The organism is Brevundimonas denitrificans (genome assembly GCF_030160755.1).
In the GTDB taxonomy this organism is placed as follows: Bacteria; Pseudomonadota; Alphaproteobacteria; order Caulobacterales; family Caulobacteraceae; genus Brevundimonas; species Brevundimonas denitrificans.
Window position 1 is genome coordinate 52059 of sequence record NZ_BSOY01000003.1, and the last position, 16875, is coordinate 68933.

15 protein-coding genes are annotated in these 16875 nt (G+C 69.1%); 4 read left to right on the forward strand and 11 right to left on the reverse strand.

Annotation, left to right across the window (positions count from 1 at the left end; all coding sequences use genetic code 11):
* Positions 1–18 precede the first annotated feature (18 nt).
* Positions 19–1560 (reverse strand): prenyltransferase/squalene oxidase repeat-containing protein, encoded by a 1542-nt coding sequence (locus QQJ79_RS01550; RefSeq protein WP_284220390.1) that lies wholly within the window; start codon positions 1558–1560, stop codon positions 19–21.
* Positions 1561–1762: 202 nt separating this feature from the next.
* On the opposite strand from QQJ79_RS01550, the gene QQJ79_RS01555 reads away from it, so the two are divergent.
* Positions 1763–3322 carry an AMP-binding protein gene (locus QQJ79_RS01555; protein WP_284220392.1) on the forward strand — a complete coding sequence of 520 codons (1560 nt, stop codon included), beginning with the start codon at positions 1763–1765 and terminating at the stop codon, positions 3320–3322.
* 61 nt (positions 3323–3383) lie between these two features.
* Entirely contained in the window at positions 3384–3779 is a 396-nt protein-coding gene (locus QQJ79_RS01560) for a DoxX family protein (protein ID WP_284220394.1), read from the forward strand.
* Here QQJ79_RS01560 and ygiD read toward each other — a convergent pair.
* The 3 genes from ygiD to QQJ79_RS01575 all read right to left on the reverse strand — a co-directional run bounded on the left by ygiD (position 3776) and on the right by QQJ79_RS01575 (position 5951).
* Complete coding sequence (gene ygiD, locus QQJ79_RS01565) at positions 3776–4537, reverse strand: 4,5-DOPA-extradiol-dioxygenase (protein WP_284220395.1); 762 nt, start codon at positions 4535–4537, stop codon at positions 3776–3778. The genes QQJ79_RS01560 and ygiD overlap by 4 nt on opposite strands.
* 71 nt (positions 4538–4608) lie before the next feature.
* On the reverse strand, positions 4609–5076 hold the full coding sequence (locus tag QQJ79_RS01570; protein ID WP_284220397.1) for a hypothetical protein: 468 nt from the start codon (positions 5074–5076) through the stop codon (positions 4609–4611).
* Positions 5073–5951, reverse strand: a complete 879-nt coding sequence (locus QQJ79_RS01575) for a M15 family metallopeptidase (protein WP_284220399.1) — start codon at positions 5949–5951, stop codon at positions 5073–5075. The genes QQJ79_RS01570 and QQJ79_RS01575 overlap by 4 nt, the downstream gene beginning before the upstream one ends.
* Before the next feature lie 142 nt (positions 5952–6093).
* Between QQJ79_RS01575 and QQJ79_RS01580 the strand changes: the two genes are divergently transcribed.
* The gene (locus QQJ79_RS01580) at positions 6094–7476 is read left to right on the forward strand and encodes an MFS transporter (protein WP_284220400.1); all 1383 of its coding nucleotides are present in this window, start codon (positions 6094–6096) and stop codon (positions 7474–7476) included.
* Positions 7473–8258, forward strand: a complete 786-nt coding sequence (gene mazG / locus QQJ79_RS01585) for a nucleoside triphosphate pyrophosphohydrolase (protein ID WP_284220401.1) — start codon at positions 7473–7475, stop codon at positions 8256–8258. The genes QQJ79_RS01580 and mazG overlap by 4 nt, the downstream gene beginning before the upstream one ends.
* A gap of 6 nt (positions 8259–8264) precedes the next feature.
* Here the strand turns inward: mazG and QQJ79_RS01590 are convergent, their stop codons facing one another.
* The 7 genes from QQJ79_RS01590 to dusB all read right to left on the reverse strand — a co-directional run bounded on the left by QQJ79_RS01590 (position 8265) and on the right by dusB (position 16839).
* Positions 8265–9263: a sensor histidine kinase gene (locus tag QQJ79_RS01590; protein ID WP_284220402.1), complete on the reverse strand. Its 999-nt coding sequence runs from the start codon at positions 9261–9263 to the stop codon at positions 8265–8267.
* Positions 9264–9357: 94 nt separating this feature from the next.
* On the reverse strand, positions 9358–10680 hold the full coding sequence (hflX, locus tag QQJ79_RS01595) for a GTPase HflX (protein WP_284220439.1): 1323 nt from the start codon (positions 10678–10680) through the stop codon (positions 9358–9360).
* A 167-nt stretch (positions 10681–10847) separates the two neighbouring features.
* On the reverse strand, positions 10848–11093 hold the full coding sequence (gene hfq / locus QQJ79_RS01600) for an RNA chaperone Hfq (protein ID WP_055830158.1): 246 nt from the start codon (positions 11091–11093) through the stop codon (positions 10848–10850).
* A 108-nt stretch (positions 11094–11201) separates the two neighbouring features.
* Positions 11202–12065 carry a D-amino-acid transaminase gene (locus QQJ79_RS01605; protein ID WP_284220403.1) on the reverse strand — a complete coding sequence of 288 codons (864 nt, stop codon included), beginning with the start codon at positions 12063–12065 and terminating at the stop codon, positions 11202–11204.
* Entirely contained in the window at positions 12062–13477 is a 1416-nt protein-coding gene (ntrX, locus tag QQJ79_RS01610; protein ID WP_284220404.1) for a nitrogen assimilation response regulator NtrX, read from the reverse strand. The genes QQJ79_RS01605 and ntrX overlap by 4 nt, the downstream gene beginning before the upstream one ends.
* A 9-nt stretch (positions 13478–13486) precedes the next feature.
* A complete protein-coding gene (locus tag QQJ79_RS01615) occupies positions 13487–15790 on the reverse strand; it encodes a sensor histidine kinase NtrY-like (protein WP_284220406.1) in 2304 nt (767 codons plus the stop codon).
* Positions 15787–16839 carry a tRNA dihydrouridine synthase DusB gene (gene dusB / locus QQJ79_RS01620; protein WP_284220411.1) on the reverse strand — a complete coding sequence of 351 codons (1053 nt, stop codon included), beginning with the start codon at positions 16837–16839 and terminating at the stop codon, positions 15787–15789. The genes QQJ79_RS01615 and dusB overlap by 4 nt, the downstream gene beginning before the upstream one ends.
* Positions 16840–16875 lie beyond the last annotated feature (36 nt).

Sequence of the window (16875 nt, forward strand, 5' to 3'; positions counted from 1 at the left end):
AGGCGGGGCCCGACGGGTTCAGGGATTCAGCACGGCGTCGTTGCGCATCCGCACGCCCAGGCCGAACAGGGTCTCGGCCGTCGGATAGAGGACGGTGTTCTCGAGATCCTTCTGCGTCATCTCGGGCAGGCGACGGGTCAGGATGTCGTCCAGCACCGCCAGCCGCTTGCGCTCGTCGGCCGAAAGCCTGGGCGAACGCGACAGCTCACTGACCGCCGCCATCGTCCACGGATACCAGAGGAAGGTGGACCGCTCGAGCGTGAAGTCGGGCTGGCCGAACAGGTAGGATTCGCTGTCCTGAAGCTGGCAGTTCATGTCCAGCGGCCGCTTCTGGATCGAGGCGAACTGGCCGTCTCCCTCGCGCAGCCGCCCGAGATAGCCGGTGCGCAGCTCCGCGAAGGCGGCGTCATAGGGGCGCAGGCCCAGCGATCGATCTATGTGGGCGAGGACGTACATGACCTGGGACGTCAGGCCGAGGCAGTCGCCGTCCGTCCGCCGCACATAGGGGTTGGGCCACCAGCCCTTGGCGCCTTCCTGGCCCTCGGTGGCGTTCAGCATCAGCCAGCGGGCGCCGCGCCGGATGTCATTGTCCCAGATCCAGCGGGCGTCGCCGCGCACGATGTCGGCGTCCCGCGCCGCCAGAAAGGCCATCAGGCTTACGACGGTCGAATAGGTGCGCTGGTGTTCGCGGGCGGACGTCGGCGACAACGGGCCCCATCCGCCGTCCGAATGCTGGCGGCCGGCCAGTTCGCGCAGGTCGGTGAACAGCCGGTCCTTGGCCTGGCCTTCCTCGGCCGGCGTCCAGACCGGCTGGTGCGGGTCGGACTGCAGGGCGAGGGCTTCGGCGGTCGCGACCCAGCCGATGATCTCGGTCACCGTGGTCCGCGCGCCGTCCTGATAGCCCCAGCCGGTCGGCTGCCGGATGGATTCGATATAGGCGAGGCTGCGGCGGACCCGCTCGACAGTCTGGGGCCGCGACTCGGCGCTGGACGGCGCCTGGAGCACGCCGGCCAGAACCTGGGCCGTGGTCCAGCCCTGCGGCCCCATGGCGGCGTTGTCGGTCGCGAACCAGTAGCCGCCATGGTCGGCGCCGGCGCGGACATAGTTCTGGTCGACCATGGCCAGCAGTTCGCCGAGCCGTCCGGACTGCATCGGCCCCAGGTCGCTGGCGGGCCGCAGGCTCAGGCTGAGGAAAAAGACGAAGGGCGCCAGCACGCCGGCGCCGATCAGGAACGGCAGTTTGAATTTCAGATGCCGCCGTATCCACAGGAAATAGATCAGGGCGCAGCCGCAGAAATAGCCGGCCCCCAGTCCGAGGACCGTCAGGACGCCCGCGGCGCTGCTGAAGCTTTCGAAGGCGATGAGGCCGAACGATTCCTGCAGGGCGGTCCGCAGGGAGGCGATGTGCGGCAGCAGGACCGAAAGGTTGGCCGTCAGCACGCCCAGGGCGCCGGTCCAGGCCACGGCCTTCAGGAACCAGGGCGGCAGGCCGGGCGCCGGCTCGGCCGCATAGGGCGCCGGCAGTTCGGTCAGCTTCTTTGGCGATTCCTTCCCGGTCACGCGCGCTCCTGCCCTCCGCCTCACAGGCGTAGAGAGAACGGCGATCGATTTCCAGAGGTCCGGCGAACCCGATCAGATTCAATCAGTCCAAGCGATGAGCCCTTCGGGTCACGCAAGGTAACGCACCTTTTCAATACCGCTCGGCGGCTCTAGTTTGATCCGCGAAGACAAAGGCTGCGGGACAACCGCATCCGCACGGAGGATGGACTTGCGCGTACCCCTGGATGCCAAGGACGGCGAACAGACCATTTTCGACGGCCTGATCGCCGCTCGCGACAGGTTCGGCGACAAGGAAATCCTCGAGGATCTCGATCGCAAGCCCCTGACCTACACCGGGCTGATCCGGGCCGCCTTTGTGCTGGGCCGCAAGATCGCGGCGATGACCGAGCCGGGGGAACGGGTCGGCATCCTGCTGCCGTCCAGCGCGGGCGTCGTCGTCACCTACTATGGACTGCACGCGCACGGCCGAGTGCCGGTGATGCTCAACTTCACCTCGGGCCAGAGCAACATCAAGGCGGCGATCAAGGCGGCCGGGGTGAGGAAGATTCTCTGCGCCAGGCGGTTCGTAAACCAGGCCAAGCTTGAGGACCTGCTGGACGACCTGGCTACGGTGGCCGAGATCGTCTGGCTGGACGACGTGCGCAAGACCATCGGCCTTCCCGACAAGCTGTACGGCCTGATGGCCGGCCTGATGCCCAGACAGTTTCGGGTGAAGACCGACCCGTCTTCGCCCGGCGTGGTGCTGTTCACCTCCGGGAGTTTCGGCGCGCCCAAGGGCGTGGTGCTGAGCCAGTGGAATCTGGTCGCCAACTGCCGTCAGGTGGCCCAGCACATCGACCTGAAGCCCGAATGGGTGATGTTCAACCCGCTGCCGACCTTCCACTGTTTCGGCCTGACGGGCGGGGTGCTGCTGCCCATCCTGCACGGGATGAAGGCGTTCCAGTATCCGTCGCCGCTGCACGCCAAACAGATCGTCGAACTGCTGCCGGACGTGAAGGCCTCGATCCTGTTCGCCACCGACACCTTCCTGAACCAGTACGCCCGTGTCGCGGCGCCGGACGACTTCGCCACCCTGCAGTTCGTCGTCGCCGGCGCCGAGAAGGTTCGGCCCGAGACCCATCACCTGTTCAACACCCGCTTCCATGGCCTCAAACTGCTGGAAGGCTACGGCGCGACCGAGGCGGCGCCGGTGGTGGCGGTGAACCACCCGGATCGCAACCGTCCCGGCACCGTCGGCCAGATGATGCCCGGCATGGAGTGGCGCATCGACCCGGTCGACGGCATTCCCGACGGCGGGCGGCTGTTCCTGCGCGGACCCAATGTGATGAAGGGCTATCTGTCGGCCGAGGATCCCGAGAGCGTCGAACCGCTGGCCGGCGGCTGGCACGACACGGGCGACATCGTCGACATCGACAAGGACGGCTATGTCTCGATCCTCGGCCGGATCAAACGGTTCGCCAAGATCGGCGGCGAAATGGTGTCGCTGACGGCGGTCGAGGGACTGGCCAGCGCGGTGTGGCCCGACGCACGGCACGCCGTCGTCTCCATCCCGGACGCCCGCAAGGGCGAGAAGCTGGTGCTGGTCACGGACCGCCGGGACGCGGACGTCGCCCGCCTGGCCGAGTGGGCCCGCAGCCACGGCGCCCCCGAACTGGCGGTTCCGAAGAAGATCATGCGCGTGGCCGAGGTGCCCGTGCTGGGCACCGGCAAGACCGACTACGTGCGGATCCAGCAGATGGCGGAGCTCGAGAAAGCCGCCTGAACTTCGCCGTTGAACTGAAACAGACTCTGTTTCAGTCTTGGGCAATCAGAAGGAGGGCTTCATGTTCGATTCCGTCTCACGCTATCAGCCGCAGCTTCTCAGCGTCCTGCGCATCGTCTCCGGCCTGCTGCTTCTGCAGCATGGCACGGCCAAGGTTCTCGGGTTTCCCGCCGTCGAAGGCGTGCCGCCGCCGGGCCTGAGCCTCCCGGGGCTGTCGGGACCGTTTGAGCTGGTGCTTGGCCTGCTGCTGGCGCTCGGACTGTTTTCGCGCCCGGCCGCCTTCTTCGCCGCGGGCTTCTGCGCCGTCGGCTACTGGGCGATCCATGGAACACAGAACCTGTTCCCCATTCTCAACGGCGGAGAGCTGATCGCCCTCTACTGCTTCGTCTTCCTGTATCTGACCGCCGCCGGCCCCGGGCCCTGGAGCCTGGACGCGGTCATGCGCAAAAGGGCCTAGGCCTGACCAATCCGCACGCCCGTCATCGAGATTGACCCCCCCTCGATGACATCGTTGAAGAAGCTCACCTCGTCGCCTGGCGCACGCTGGGCGGCGACGTAGAGCAGCGGTAGATAGTGTTCATCGGTCGGGACGCTCAGCCGGGCGTCCTCGGCCAGCCCGACCCAGTCGATCAGGGCGTCGTCGTCGCCGCGCAGCAGCGCCGCCTTGACCGCCTCATTGAAGCCCGAGGCCCATGGATACGCCTCGCCGCCAGCCCGCTTCCAGGTGCGCAGATTGTGCACGAAGTCGCCCGAGCCTGCGATGATGATCCCCTTGTCCCGCAGCGGCGCCAGACGCTTCGCCAGGTCGTGATGGCCGCGCGCGTCGAGGCCGCGGTCCAGCGACAGCTGAACCACGGGGACGTCCGCCTGGGGCCAGACATGGGCCAGCACCGACCAGGTTCCGTGATCGAGGCCCCACTGCGTCGTCGGCGTCGCCCCGGTCAGTTCCGAGACCCGCGCCGCCAGCCCGGGCGATCCCGGCGCCGGGTACTGCATCGCATGCAGTTCATCCGGGAAACCGCCGAAATCATGGATGGTTTCCGGGGTCGCCTGGGCCGTCACAGCCGGTCCGCTGGTTTCCCAATGGGCCGAGACCATGACCACGCCCTTCGGCTTGCCGACCGCCTCGCCCAGCGCACGCCAGGCGTCGGCGTAGGGGCCGCCGAGGGCGTTCATCGGCGAACCGTGGCCGAAGAAGATCGCGGGCTGGCGCATCAGGGCTCACTCCGATTCATTAGAAACAGTATCTGTTTCCAATATGAGCTGTGCGGACGTCGCCGCAAGGCTCAGGCGCCGATCCGGGGACCGATCGGACAGACGCGGTCGTAGAAGGCCGGGTCCGCGGGCGCCGGCTGGCCGCGCGTCAGGCGGAAGCGGTGTTCGACCACCATGGCCTGCTGTTCGATGTTCAGCCCGCCCCAGTCGCAGTCCACGCCGATGGGGTATTCATAGGACGCCGGCCGATCGCCCGCGCGAATCTTGCCGGTCAGCAGATTGACCCCCTGCTGCGCCTGCCAGACGTGGGTCAGCTCGTGGATCAGCATGGCCTGAAGCCGCAGGGGCGCCGCGGCGAGGTCCGGCGGCAGGGTCTGTTTCGGCCAGACGATCCAGTCGCGACCGAACCATCGTCCCGGGACGAAGGCCCGATCGAACGGCCAGGGCGCGGGCAGGAAACGGATGGAGTCGAGGATGAGCGCCTCTCCGAAGGCCCCGACCGCCAGAGCCCGCTCGCCGTCGGTCAGTCGCCGGATCACGATGGCGGCGGGGGCCCGGCATAACCGCCGACCGGGCTGACCCACTCCCAATGCCAGGGTTCGAAGGCGTAGGGCACGAAGCCGAACCGCCCGGCGTTCCTGACCAGCCAGCGATAGGTCGCGCCGCGGCTCATGTGCAGGCGGCTGGGCGGCGAGGTGTTGTCGACGCCGAGGCCGACGACCTGGCCGACATAGAGGTCGACCGCCGTCCCGGTCCTGTGGGGGGAACACACCGCGCGCCGCAGGCCGTCGCAATTGCCGGACGCCGCGCAGCGGGCGGCGTCGGCCTCGGGGTCCCGGAAACCGGAGAAGATCTGAAGCAGTTCCGGATCATTGGCGACCTCCGGAACCTCGGCCCGGGCGGCGGCGACCATCCGGCGGTAGGCCTCCAGCACGTCGCGCCGCAGCAGGCGGGTCAGGCGGTCGGCATGCTCCTCGGACGCGACCAGATAGCCCAGCTGGTACAGGGGCGGCGGGTCGGGACAGGGCTCGTCGCGGACCCGCGCCATGATGAAGGGCCGCCGCTCCTGCCACAGGCCCCGGAAGATCTGGAAGGTGGCCGGGTCGAAGATGCCTGTGGACGGCAGTTGGTGCGCGGTCTGGAAATCGGCCAGGCGGCGGGCGAAGACCGGGGAGTTGGCGGCGCACCCGGTGCCCAGCTCCTGCTGCATCAGCGGGACATAGGTCTCCCACCCCCATTCGGTCGAACCGAACGGCGCCCATTCCAGCGAGTGCAGGGAGATGCCGTTGGCCAGGGCGGGGCCGCCGAAGTCCTCGATCTGGCGGTCGCAGAACTCGGCCTGCGCCTTCGCCGGCCCGGCGACCAGCACGGTCGCGAGGGCGCCGATCAGCAGCAGGAACAGGCGCAACAGCATGGCGGAAGCTGACCCTGTCTCTGTGTTCGCCGCAAGGCCCTTCACGCCGGGCCAGAATGGGGAGCCGACGCCTCGCGCGGCGCGCGCAAAGTCGGCATGGTGAAGGGACGGCCGACTCAGGGCCGGACCGCCGGACGCACCCATGACCGACGCCGCCCCGACTGCGCCTGCAACCGCCGCCCCGGCGCGCCGATCCAACGCCATTCTCGCCGCCTTCTCCGGCCCGTGCCTCCCGCTGGCGGCCTTCGGCGTGGCCCTGCCGGTGACCCTGCCCGAGTTCTACGCGACCTATGTCGGGCTGGAGCTGGGGGTGGTCGCGGCGGTCTTCATGGCCGTGCGGCTGATCGACATCGTCTTCGACCCCTTCATCGGCTGGGGCATGGACAAGACGAAGACGAAATGGGGCCGCTATCGCCCCTGGATGGCGATCTCGACGCCGATCCTGATGCTGTCGGCCCTGATGATGTTTGTGGTGGTCCAGCCGGGTGCCGGCGCGGCCTATCTCTTCGGCTGGTTGCTGGTCCTCTATCTCGGCTTTTCGATCGGCACCCTGGGCCAGCTGGGCTGGGCCTCGGTCCTCGCCCCGCAATACGACCAGCGCAGCCGGGTCTACGGCTGGTGGCAGGTGTTCAACATCATCGGCGTGATCCTGATCCTGATCCTGCCGACCGTGGTGGTGAAGACCGGCCTCGGCGACTACGCCGCCGGGGTGCGCATCATGGGCTGGGCCATCATGATCGCCCTGCCCGTCACCATCGGCCTGGCCATGTTCGTCGTGCCCGAGCCGGTCAACGCCGGCGCCGCCCCGCATGGAGGCCCCAAGGCCTACCTCGGCCTGTTCGGCAAGAAGACGGTGCGCAAGCTGCTCTTCGCCGACCTGCTGCTGGGCGTGGCCCCGGGCATCACCGGCGCCCTGCTGTTCTTCTTCTTCGGCCAGATCAAGGGTTACGACCACACCGAGGCGTCGCTGTTCATGCTGTTCTACTTCGTCGCCGGACTGGTCGGGGCGCCGTTCTGGGCCTGGCTGGCGACGAAGATCGGCAAGGACAAGGCGCTGGCGACGGCCAGCCTGGTCTTCGCGGCCTTCTACATCGGCGCGACCCTGGTCCCGGGCGGCAATTTCGCCCTGACCGCCGCCGCCATGTTCATCGCCGGCCTGCCCTATGCGGCAGGCCTGTTCCTGCTGCGGGCCATGATGGCCGACGCCGGCGACGAGATCCGGCTGGAGACGGGCGTCGATCGCACCGGCCTGATGTTCTCCATCCTGTCGGCCACGACCAAGATCGGCCACGTCGTGGCGTTGATCCCCTATCTGATCCTGCAATGGGTCGGTTTCCGCGCCATTCCGGGGGTTGAAGGCAACAGCGAGGGCTCGCTGCTGACGCTGCAGATCCTGTTCATCCTCGTGCCCGGCCTGCTGCTCGCGGCGGCGGCTCTGGTGCTGAAGGGCTATCCCCTGACGCCCGCGCGGCATGACGAGATTCGCAAGGCGCTGGAACAACGCGACGGCGCGGCCGCGGCATGAGGCCCATAGACCGCCTGATCGGCATCATGGCCCGGCTGCGCGACCCCGTCGGCGGCTGTCCCTGGGACGTGGAGCAGACCTTCGCCACCATCGCCCCCTATACGCTGGAGGAGGCCTATGAGGTCGCCGACGCCATCGAGCGCGGCGACATGGACGAACTGAAGTCCGAGCTCGGCGACCTGCTGTTCCAGACCGTCTTCCACGCCCGCATGGCCGAGGAACAGGGGCTGTTCGCCTTCGACGACGTGGCGAACGCCATCGCCGACAAGCTGGAGCGCCGACATCCGCACGTGTTCGGCGACGAGGCGGCCAAGCCCGACGGCGCGGCCCAGAAGGCGCGCTGGGAGGACATCAAGGCGGCCGAACGCAAGGACAAGGAACAGCACGGGGTGCTGGACGATGTGCCGGTCGGCCTGCCGGCGTTGGCGCGCGCGGCGAAATTGACCAAGCGCGCCGCCCGCGTCGGCTTCGACTGGCCCTCGACCGACGAGGTGTTCGACAAGCTGGACGAGGAGGTCGCCGAGTTGCGCGTCGAGATCGCCGCCGGCGATCTGGACAAGGCCCGCGACGAGGTCGGGGACCTGCTGTTCGTGGTGGCTAATCTGGCGCGGAAGCTTGGGGTGGAGCCGGAGGACGCCCTGCGTGGGGCGAATGCGAAATTCGTCCGGCGGTTCGGGTTCATCGAGGCGGAGCTGGCGAAGGACGGGCGGTCGCCTGACCAGTCGGACCTGGCCGAGATGGACGGGCTGTGGGACGCGGCGAAGGCGGCGGAGCGGGCGTGACGCCCGCTACTGCGCGATCTTTTCCTTGTTGATCCGCAGGCGGACCACCAGCCCCTGCTCGGCCCAGTCGCGTTCGATGGAGCCGTCCAGCTGGCGGGCCATGGCTCGCGCCACCATCTGGCTGCCGTAGCCGCCCGGTCCCTTGGGCGGTTGCACCGGCGGCCCGCCCTGTTCCGTCCAGGCGATCACCAGTTCGGCGTCATGCGCCGAACAGGAGACGTCGAGGGTCCCGGCCTCGGCCGACAGGGCGCCGTATTTGAGCGAATTGGTCGCCAGTTCGTGGACGATCAGGGCCAGGGCGTTGGCCGCCTGTTCGCCCACGCCCATGCGCGGCACCGACACCCGGATGCGGCCGCTGAAGGCGCCGAGATCGTCATAGGGGGCCAGCAGGACGGACAGGAGGTCCCCCAGCAGCGCCTTGCCTTCCTCGCCCGGTAGCGGGCGGACGAGGTCGTGGGCGCGGCCGAGGGCGGTCAGGCGCTGGGTCAGCTCGCGGGCCATGTCGGTGGTCGAATCCACCGACCGCGAGGTGATGGCGGTCAGGCCCGAGGCAATGGCCAGCAGGTTCTTGACCCGGTGGCTCATCTCGCCGGCGAGCAGTTCGTGGCCTTCCTCGGCCTGTTTACGGCCGGTCACATCGATGAAGATGCCGAACATCTTGCGGCTGACCATGCCGAGGTCGTCGCCCTGGCCGCGCGCCGAGATCCAGCGGACGTCGCCCTCGACCAGGATGCGGAAGTCGATCTCATAGGGCCCCACCACCGCGCGGGTGGCGGCGAAGGCGGCCCGCACCCGGTCCCGGTCCGCCGGATGGATGTGGGACGAAAGATCCTCGAAGGTGACGTGCGGCTTGACCGCCATGCCCCAGAGCCCGAAGGCGGCAGCGTCCATGGCGAAGGTGTCGTCGTCGACGTTCCATGACCACAGGGCGACCCCGGCGGCCTCGAGCCCCCGTTGCAGATTGCCGGCGTCCCAGGTCGGCGCCCCAGCTTTCGTCTTCGGCATGCAAGGGGTCCAGGCTCAACGGGGCCGCGCGAATCCGCGCGCCCACCCGTGAGCGGATCATCCTAACACAGGGTGCGGTTCGCCGCGCCCGCTCTTATCCGGCCGCGGAAAACTGCCGCTCGAACCGCCCGAGGGCCGCTGGGTGCAGGCGCACGGTCACATGCGTCCGGCCCGCGTCGTCCGTTTCGCGGCCGGTGACGCGGCCGTTCTCGTACAGCCAGGCCAGCGCCTCGCCCTGTGAGGGCGACAGCACCAGTTCCGTCTCCGGGTCGTCGTCGATCAGGCGGGCGATGGTCTCGCGCAGGGGTTCGATCCCCTCCCCGGTCCAGGCCGAGACCGCGACTGCCTTGCCGTCGCGGGACAGGCGTTCGGCCTGGCCCAGCACGGCCTCGCGGACGTCCTCGTCAAGCAGGTCGATCTTGTTCCAGACTTCCAGCACCCGGCGGGTCTTGCCCTCGGGCGTCTCGATCTGTTTCAGCACCGCCTCGACGTCCTTCGCCTGGGCCTCGCTGTCGGGTGAGGCGATGTCGCGGACGTGCAGGATCAGGTCAGCCTCGCCCACCTCCTCCAGCGTGGCGCGGAAGCTCTCGACCAGTTCGTGCGGCAGGTCGGAGATGAAGCCGACGGTGTCGGCCACGATGGCCGGCCGGCCCTGCGGCAGGCGGATCGTGCGCTGGGTGGTGTCGAGGGTGGCGAACAGCAGGTCCTTGGCCACCACGTCCGAACCGGTCAGCCGGTTGAACAGGGTCGACTTGCCGGCGTTGGTGTAGCCGACCAGGGCGATGGTCGGGAACGGCACCTTCTGGCGCTGCTTGCGGTGCAGGCCACGGGTGCGGCGCACCTCGTCCAGCTCGACCTTCAGCTTGACGATGCGGTCGGCGATCAGGCGGCGGTCGAGCTCGATCTGGGTCTCGCCGGGGCCGCCGGTCGAGCCGGTGCCGCCGCGCTGGCGTTCCAGGTGGGTCCAGGTGCGGACGAGGCGCGACTTCTCATAGTCCAGCCGGGCCAGTTCGACCTGCAGCCGGCCCTCCTTGGTCCGCGCGCGGCGGCCGAAGATCTCGAGGATCAGGCCGGTGCGGTCGATGACCTTGCAGTCCCAGGCCTTCTCAAGATTGCGCTGCTGCACCGGCGAGAGGGCGTCGTCGATGACCACCGCCTCGGCCTCGGCGGCGCGTACCAGGGCGGCCAGCTCCTCGACCTTGCCCGAGCCGAACAGGGTGGCGGGGGTGACCTTGCGGATGCGCACGATCTCCTCGCCGCGCACGTCGAGGTCGAGGGCGCGGGCGAGGCCGACGGCCTCTTCCAGACGTTCGACGGACTGGCGCGAACTTTCGCCGGCGCCGGAATCGGAGCGTTCCGGATGGATGACGACGGCCCGGATCAGGGGGACGGCGTGGTCGATGTGTTTGGCAGTCAGGTGTCGGACTTTCTTTGCGCCGTCATCTCCGGGCTTGCCCGGAGGATCGGATGTTGGGGTGCTGATCGACAGATAGGAAGTCGACGGCCGTTGGGCCATCCCTGAGACACAGGCACACAACGTCCGGCCCCCGGGTCATGCCCGGGGGTGACGCGTCGAGGAAGCGATCAGTCCTCGTCCGCTTCCGGCTCGTACAGTTGCACGGGCGCGGACGGCATGATGGTCGAGATGGCGTGCTTGTAGACCAGCTGCGACTGGCCATCACGGCGCAGCAGCACACAGAAGTTGTCGAACCAGGTCACGATGCCCTGCAGCTTGACGCCATTGACCAGGAAGATGGTCAGCGGCGTCTTGGTCTTGCGGACGCTGTTGAGGAAGGTGTCCTGAAGGTTCTTGGACTTGTCTTGCGACATGGCAGGTTCAGCCTGTTCTTGCTTGTTCTCCGGCCGAGGGAGCGGCGCGGGGCTGGATCGGATGTCCGGCCCGGCACCTTAGCCACCGCCCGCGCGGGGCCGCAACGCCTAGATGGCGTCGCGCATCGCCCGATCAAGATACAGGGCGCGCAGCCGGGTCGCGATCGGGCCGGGCTTGCCGTCGCCGATCTTGACCCCGTCGATGGAGGTCGCCGGCATGACGAAGCCGCTGGCCGAGGTGTAGAAGGCCTCCTTCGCGCGCTTGGCTTCGTCGACGCTGAAGGCCCGCTCTTCCAGCTCGAGCCCCTCGTCGGCGATCAGGGCCATCACCGCCGCGCGGGTGATGCCCTGCAGGATATTGGCCTGCGCATCCCGCGTCCGCAGCTTGCCGTGCTCATCGACGATCCAGGCGTTGGTGGACGAGCCCTCAGTGACCAGTCCCATCTCGTCGACCATCCAGGCCTCGGCCGCGCCGCGTTCCTTGGCGGCCTGTTTGGCCAGGACATTGGGCAGGAGCCCCACCGTCTTGATGTCGCAGCGCCCCCAGCGGATGTCCGGATGGGTGATCACGGCCACGCCCTTCTTCGCGCTGGCGTCGCCTTTCGAGAGCGGCAATGAGCGGGCGGTGACGACGACGCTGGGCGCGGTGCCCTCGGGCGGGAACGGATGGTCGCGGCGGGCCGTGCCGCGCGTGACCTGCAGATAGACCAGCCCCTCGCGCACCCGGTTGCGACGCACCGTCTCGTTCAGCACCCGGCCGAGGGCCTCGCGCGTCATCGGGATGTCGATGCGCAGTTCGTTCAGGCTGCGGTGCAGACGGGTCATGTGGCCGTCGAAATCGGCCAGCCGGCCGTCGAACACGGACCAGACCTCATAGACGCCGTCGGCGAACTGGAAGCCGCGATCCTCGACATGGATCACGGCCTGACCGTGCGGCCGGTACTGGCCGTTGACATAGGCGACGCGACTCATGCCTCGACAGGCTCCTCGATATCATCCTCGCCGCCGCGCGACGGCGAAACGCCGAGCGACTTGAGTTTGCGGTGCAGGGCCGACCGCTCCATGCCGATGAAGGCCGCGGTGCGCGAGATATTGCCGCCGAAGCGCATGATCTGGGCCGCCAGATATTCCCGCTCGAACACCTCGCGGGCCTCGCGCAGCGGCAGGGCGATGATGCGCTCGCCGCCCAGGGTGCCGGTCGAATTGGCGTTGGTCGCCTCCTGCGGCAGCATGTCGGCGCTGATCGGCTCGTCGGGGTCGCCGGTGGCCAGGATCAGCAGCCGTTCGACGTTGTTGCGCAGCTGGCGGACGTTGCCGGGCCAGGGGTGGACCTGCAGCACGGCGATGGCGTCGTCGCCGAGCCGCCGCTTGGTCAGCCCCTGGGACGCCGACAGGGTCTCGATGAAATAGTCGATCAGCTCCTGGATATCCTCGCGCCGCTCGGACAGGGCCGGGACCCGGATCGGCACGACGTTGAGACGGTGAAACAGGTCCTCGCGGAAGCGGCCCTCCGCGATCTCGACCTTGAGATCCCGGGAGGTCGAGGTGACGACGCGGATGTCGACCTGGACGTCCTGTTCGCCGCCGACCCGGCGGAAGCGCTGTTCGACCAGCACCCGCAGGACCCGGCTCTGGCTCTCCCGCGGCATGTCGCCGACGTCGTCGAGATAGAGGGTGCCGTTGTGGGCGCGCTCGAAGACCCCGATCTTGCGCGGGCGCCCGTCGTGGCCCTCCTCGCCGAACAGTTCGATGTCCAGACGTTCGGGCGTCATGCCGGCGGCGGCGATGGCGACGAACTCCCCCTTGGACCGGGCGCTGGCCTCGTGGATCTGGCGCGCGACCAGCTCCTTGCCGGAGCCGGGCGGGCCCGAGATCAGCACTCGACTGTTGGCCGGGGCCACCTTGGCGATGGTGCTGCGCAGGGCCTGGGCCGCCGCCGAGCGGCCGATGAAGCCGGTGGGGGCCGCCACCTGGGCCCGCAGCCGCCTGTTCTCGCGCTTGAGCGACGACGCTTCCAGCGCGCGCTGAACAACGACGACCAACCGGTCGGACTTGAAGGGCTTTTCTATGAAGTCATAGGCGCCGCGCTGCAGCGCCGTGACCGCCGTCTCGATATTGCCGTGGCCCGAGATCATCACGACCGGCAGGTCGGGATCCAGCTCCTTGATGACGTCCAGCAACTCCAGCCCGTCCAGGCCCCCGCCCTGCATCCAGATGTCGAGCAGGGCCAGCGACGGCTTGCGGGCCCGGATGGCGGCCAGGGCCTCGTCCGAGTTGGCGGCGACGCGCACGGCGTGGCCCTCGTCCTCGAGCAGGCCGGAGACCAGCTCGCGGATGTCGGCCTCGTCGTCGACGACCAGAATGTCGGCTCCCGTGGATCGCATGACGCCTCGCTATTCGGCGGCCGGAACCGTGCGGGACCGGGACGCTTTCGCGTCCTTCGTCCCGGCGGCGCCGGTCGGTTTCGGTTGGGATTTCAGGGGAAAGATCAGGCAGACGCGCGCGCCGGCCAAGCTCTCAGCGTCGGCGAGTTTGAGCTCGCCGCCGTGTTCCTCACAGATGCGTTTGACGATCGCCAGGCCGAGGCCCGTGCCCTTCTCGCGCGTGGTCACATAGGGCTCGGTCAGCCGGTCGCGGTCCTTGGCCGGCAGGCCCATGCCGTCGTCCTCGATGATGAAGACCACGGTCTCGTCCTCGACCAGCAGCCGCGCCGAAATCCCCGGCCGGTCGCCGTCGCCGTCGCGCGGAGCGATGGCGCGTCGCGCGGCCACGGCCTCGCCGGCGTTCTTGAGGATGTTGGTCAGGGCCTGGCCGACCATGGGACGGTCCGCGTGCAACACCACGCTCGGCAGAGGCTCGATCAGTTCGACGCCGATCCCGGCCGCCGCCACCCGCTGGGCGAACACCGCCTCGCGCAGCAGTTCGGCCGGATCGACCGCGGTGAAACGCGGCGCGGGCATGCGGGCGAAGGACGAGAACTCATCGACCATCCGCCCGATGTCGCCGACCTGCCGGATGATGGTCTCGGTGCAGCGGTCGAACACCTCGACATCGTCGCCGACCTGGCTGCGATAGCGTCGCCGCAACCGCTCGGCCGACAGCTGGATGGGGGTCAGGGGGTTCTTGATCTCATGGGCGATGCGGCGGGCCACGTCGCGCCAGGCGGCGTTGCGCTGGGCCGTGACCAGGCGGGTGATGTCGTCGAAGGTCAGCACCATCTCGCCGCCGACGCCGCCCTCGATGCGCACGCGCAGACGCCGGGTCTCGCCTTCGAGACTGACGTCGATCTCTTCCTCGATATGGGCCTCGGCCCGGGCGGCCAGTTCGCTGAGCTCGGGCGACACCTCGCCCAGCGGGCGACCGATGATGGCGGGGTCGCGGATGGCGAGCAGTTCGACCGCGCTGTCATTGATGGCCGAGACGCGGCGCAGACGGTCAAGGCCGATCACGCCCGCCGAAACCCCCGACAGCACGGTCTCGATGAACCGGCTGCGGCCGGTCGCCTCCTCGCTCGCGGCCCTGAGCGCCGCCTGCTGCGCCTCGAGATCGCCTGTCATCCGGTTGAAGGCGGCCGACAGGGTCTTGATCTCGCCCGGCCCGCCCTCGCCGTCGACGCGCGCCGTCAGGTCGCCGCCGGCGACCCGGTCCGCCGCCTCCACCAGGCGGCCGATCGGCGCGGAGATCGAGCTGGCGGCCCCCATGCCCAGCCAGATGGCGCCGACCAGCACCAGTAGAGCCGTCTCGAAATAGCCGAGAGCGAAGGCCGCCTGGATGCGGGCGCGGCTCTGTTTGGCTTCGCGGAAGGCGACGATGGATTCCTCGCCATTGCGCATCTGGGCGATGAGGCCGGGCTGCAGTGGCCGGACGAGGTACAGGTAGGCGTCGCCGTAACCCGACAAGGGATACAGCGTGCGAATGGCGTCCGGGTTTTCGGTCACTTCGATAGGCGCGGTCTCTCCCAGCCCGGCCGTTTCGAGGTCCTGGCGCGAAGGCGCGAAGTAGGGCGGCGCACCCGGCAACTCGCCGCGCGCCAGCACTTCCCCTCTCCCGTCCACGATGTAGAGCGCCGGATAGCCGAACAGGTCGGCGATCTGCGCCAGGAGTTCCGAGAACTGGATCGGATAGTCAAAGCGGGCGCGGGCTTCCGGAGCGGCCAGTTCGCTGGCGATGGTCTCCAGGTCGGCCTGAACACGCAGGCTGACGTCGCGGACATAGGCCTGGCCGATGCCGGCGCTGTTCTCCACGGCGGTCTCGACATTGGCGCTGAACCACTGGTCCACGCCGCGATTGACCAGCACGCCGAAGACCAGCGCGATCAGCACCGCCGGGATCAGGGCCACCATGGAGAACAGGGTCACGAACCGCAGGTGCAGCCGGGCGCCCGCGTCGGTGCGGCGGCGGAAGAGCATCAGGGCCCGGCGGCCGACCACGGCGGCCAGTCCGCCGATCAGCAGCAGATTGAGACCGAGGATGACCAGAACGGCCTGGCTCGCCGCCGCCCGCGCGCCCTCGCCGCTGGCCCCCGGCGCCACGGCCACCAGCCAGATGGCGGCGGCGGTGACGAAGAAGGCGACGGCATAGACGATCAGGAAGGCGTTGCGGCGGCGATCCTCCGACCAGCCGGAGAACCAGCGAACCGCGCCGCGTCGATCTGCGGGCGGAGCGGGCTCTGTGTCGGCGGCGGGCGTATCCGTCATGCCACGGCAGTCTCGGCCAGCTGTGGCGGAATATCAACACCTGGGTTGCCGGAATGCGTCACCTCCAGCCAGAGCGCCGCCAGCGCCTGTTCGACCGCTTCCGGCGTTTCCAGTCGGCAGAGTCGCCCCTTGGCCGCCCGCCGCTCCAGCGGATCGGCGGGCCAGGGCGCCTGTTCGACGTACCAGCCGAGGTGTTTGCGGAACATCTTCAGCCCCAGCGGCAGGCCGTAGAAGGCGACCGAGGCGCGCAGGTGTTCGATGACGATTCCCAGGCGCCCGTCGCGATCCGGCTCCAGCAGCACCGTCCCGTCGGCGAGGGCGCGTTCCATATGCGCCGCCAGCCACGGTCGCCCGTAGACGCCGCGCCCCAGCATCAGGGCGTCAGCGCCCGACTGGCGCAGCGCCTCGCGGGCGTCGTCGGCGGTCAGGATGTCGCCGTTGACGATGACCGGAATGCCCACCGCCGCCTTGACCTCGCCCACCGCCGCCCAGTCCGCGACGCCGGTATAGAATTGCTCTCGCGTGCGGCCGTGCACGGTCACGGCGCGAACGCCGATCTCCTCGGCCCGCTTCGCCAGCAGGGGCGCGTTGCGGTGGGCGTCGTCCCAGCCCAGCCGCATCTTGACGGTCACCGGCCGGCTGGTGGCCTCGACCGCCGCCTGCATCAGCCGGCAGGCGAGATCAGGGGTGCGCATCAGGGCCGAGCCGCAGGCCGAGCCCGTGACCTCCTTGGCCGGACAGCCGAAATTCAGGTCGACGATGTCCGCGCCGGCGGCCTCGGCCATGCGCGCGCCCTCGGCCATGGCGGCGGGATCGCGTCCGACCAGCTGGATCACCGTCAGCGGCAGCCCCTCCCCCACGGCCGCGCGCCGCACGACATCCGGCCGGGCGCGGGCCAGCTCGGCGGCGGCCACCATTTCGGTCGCGACATAGGCCGCGCCCAGCCGCGAGGCGAGCCGCCGGAAGGGCAGGTCGGTGATGCCGGTCATGGGCGCGGTCAGCACCCGGCCGGGCACCCACACGTCGCCGATCTGTATCCCTGCGCTCATCCGTCCCTTACCGCGGCCTGAAGCGCCCCTCGTCAA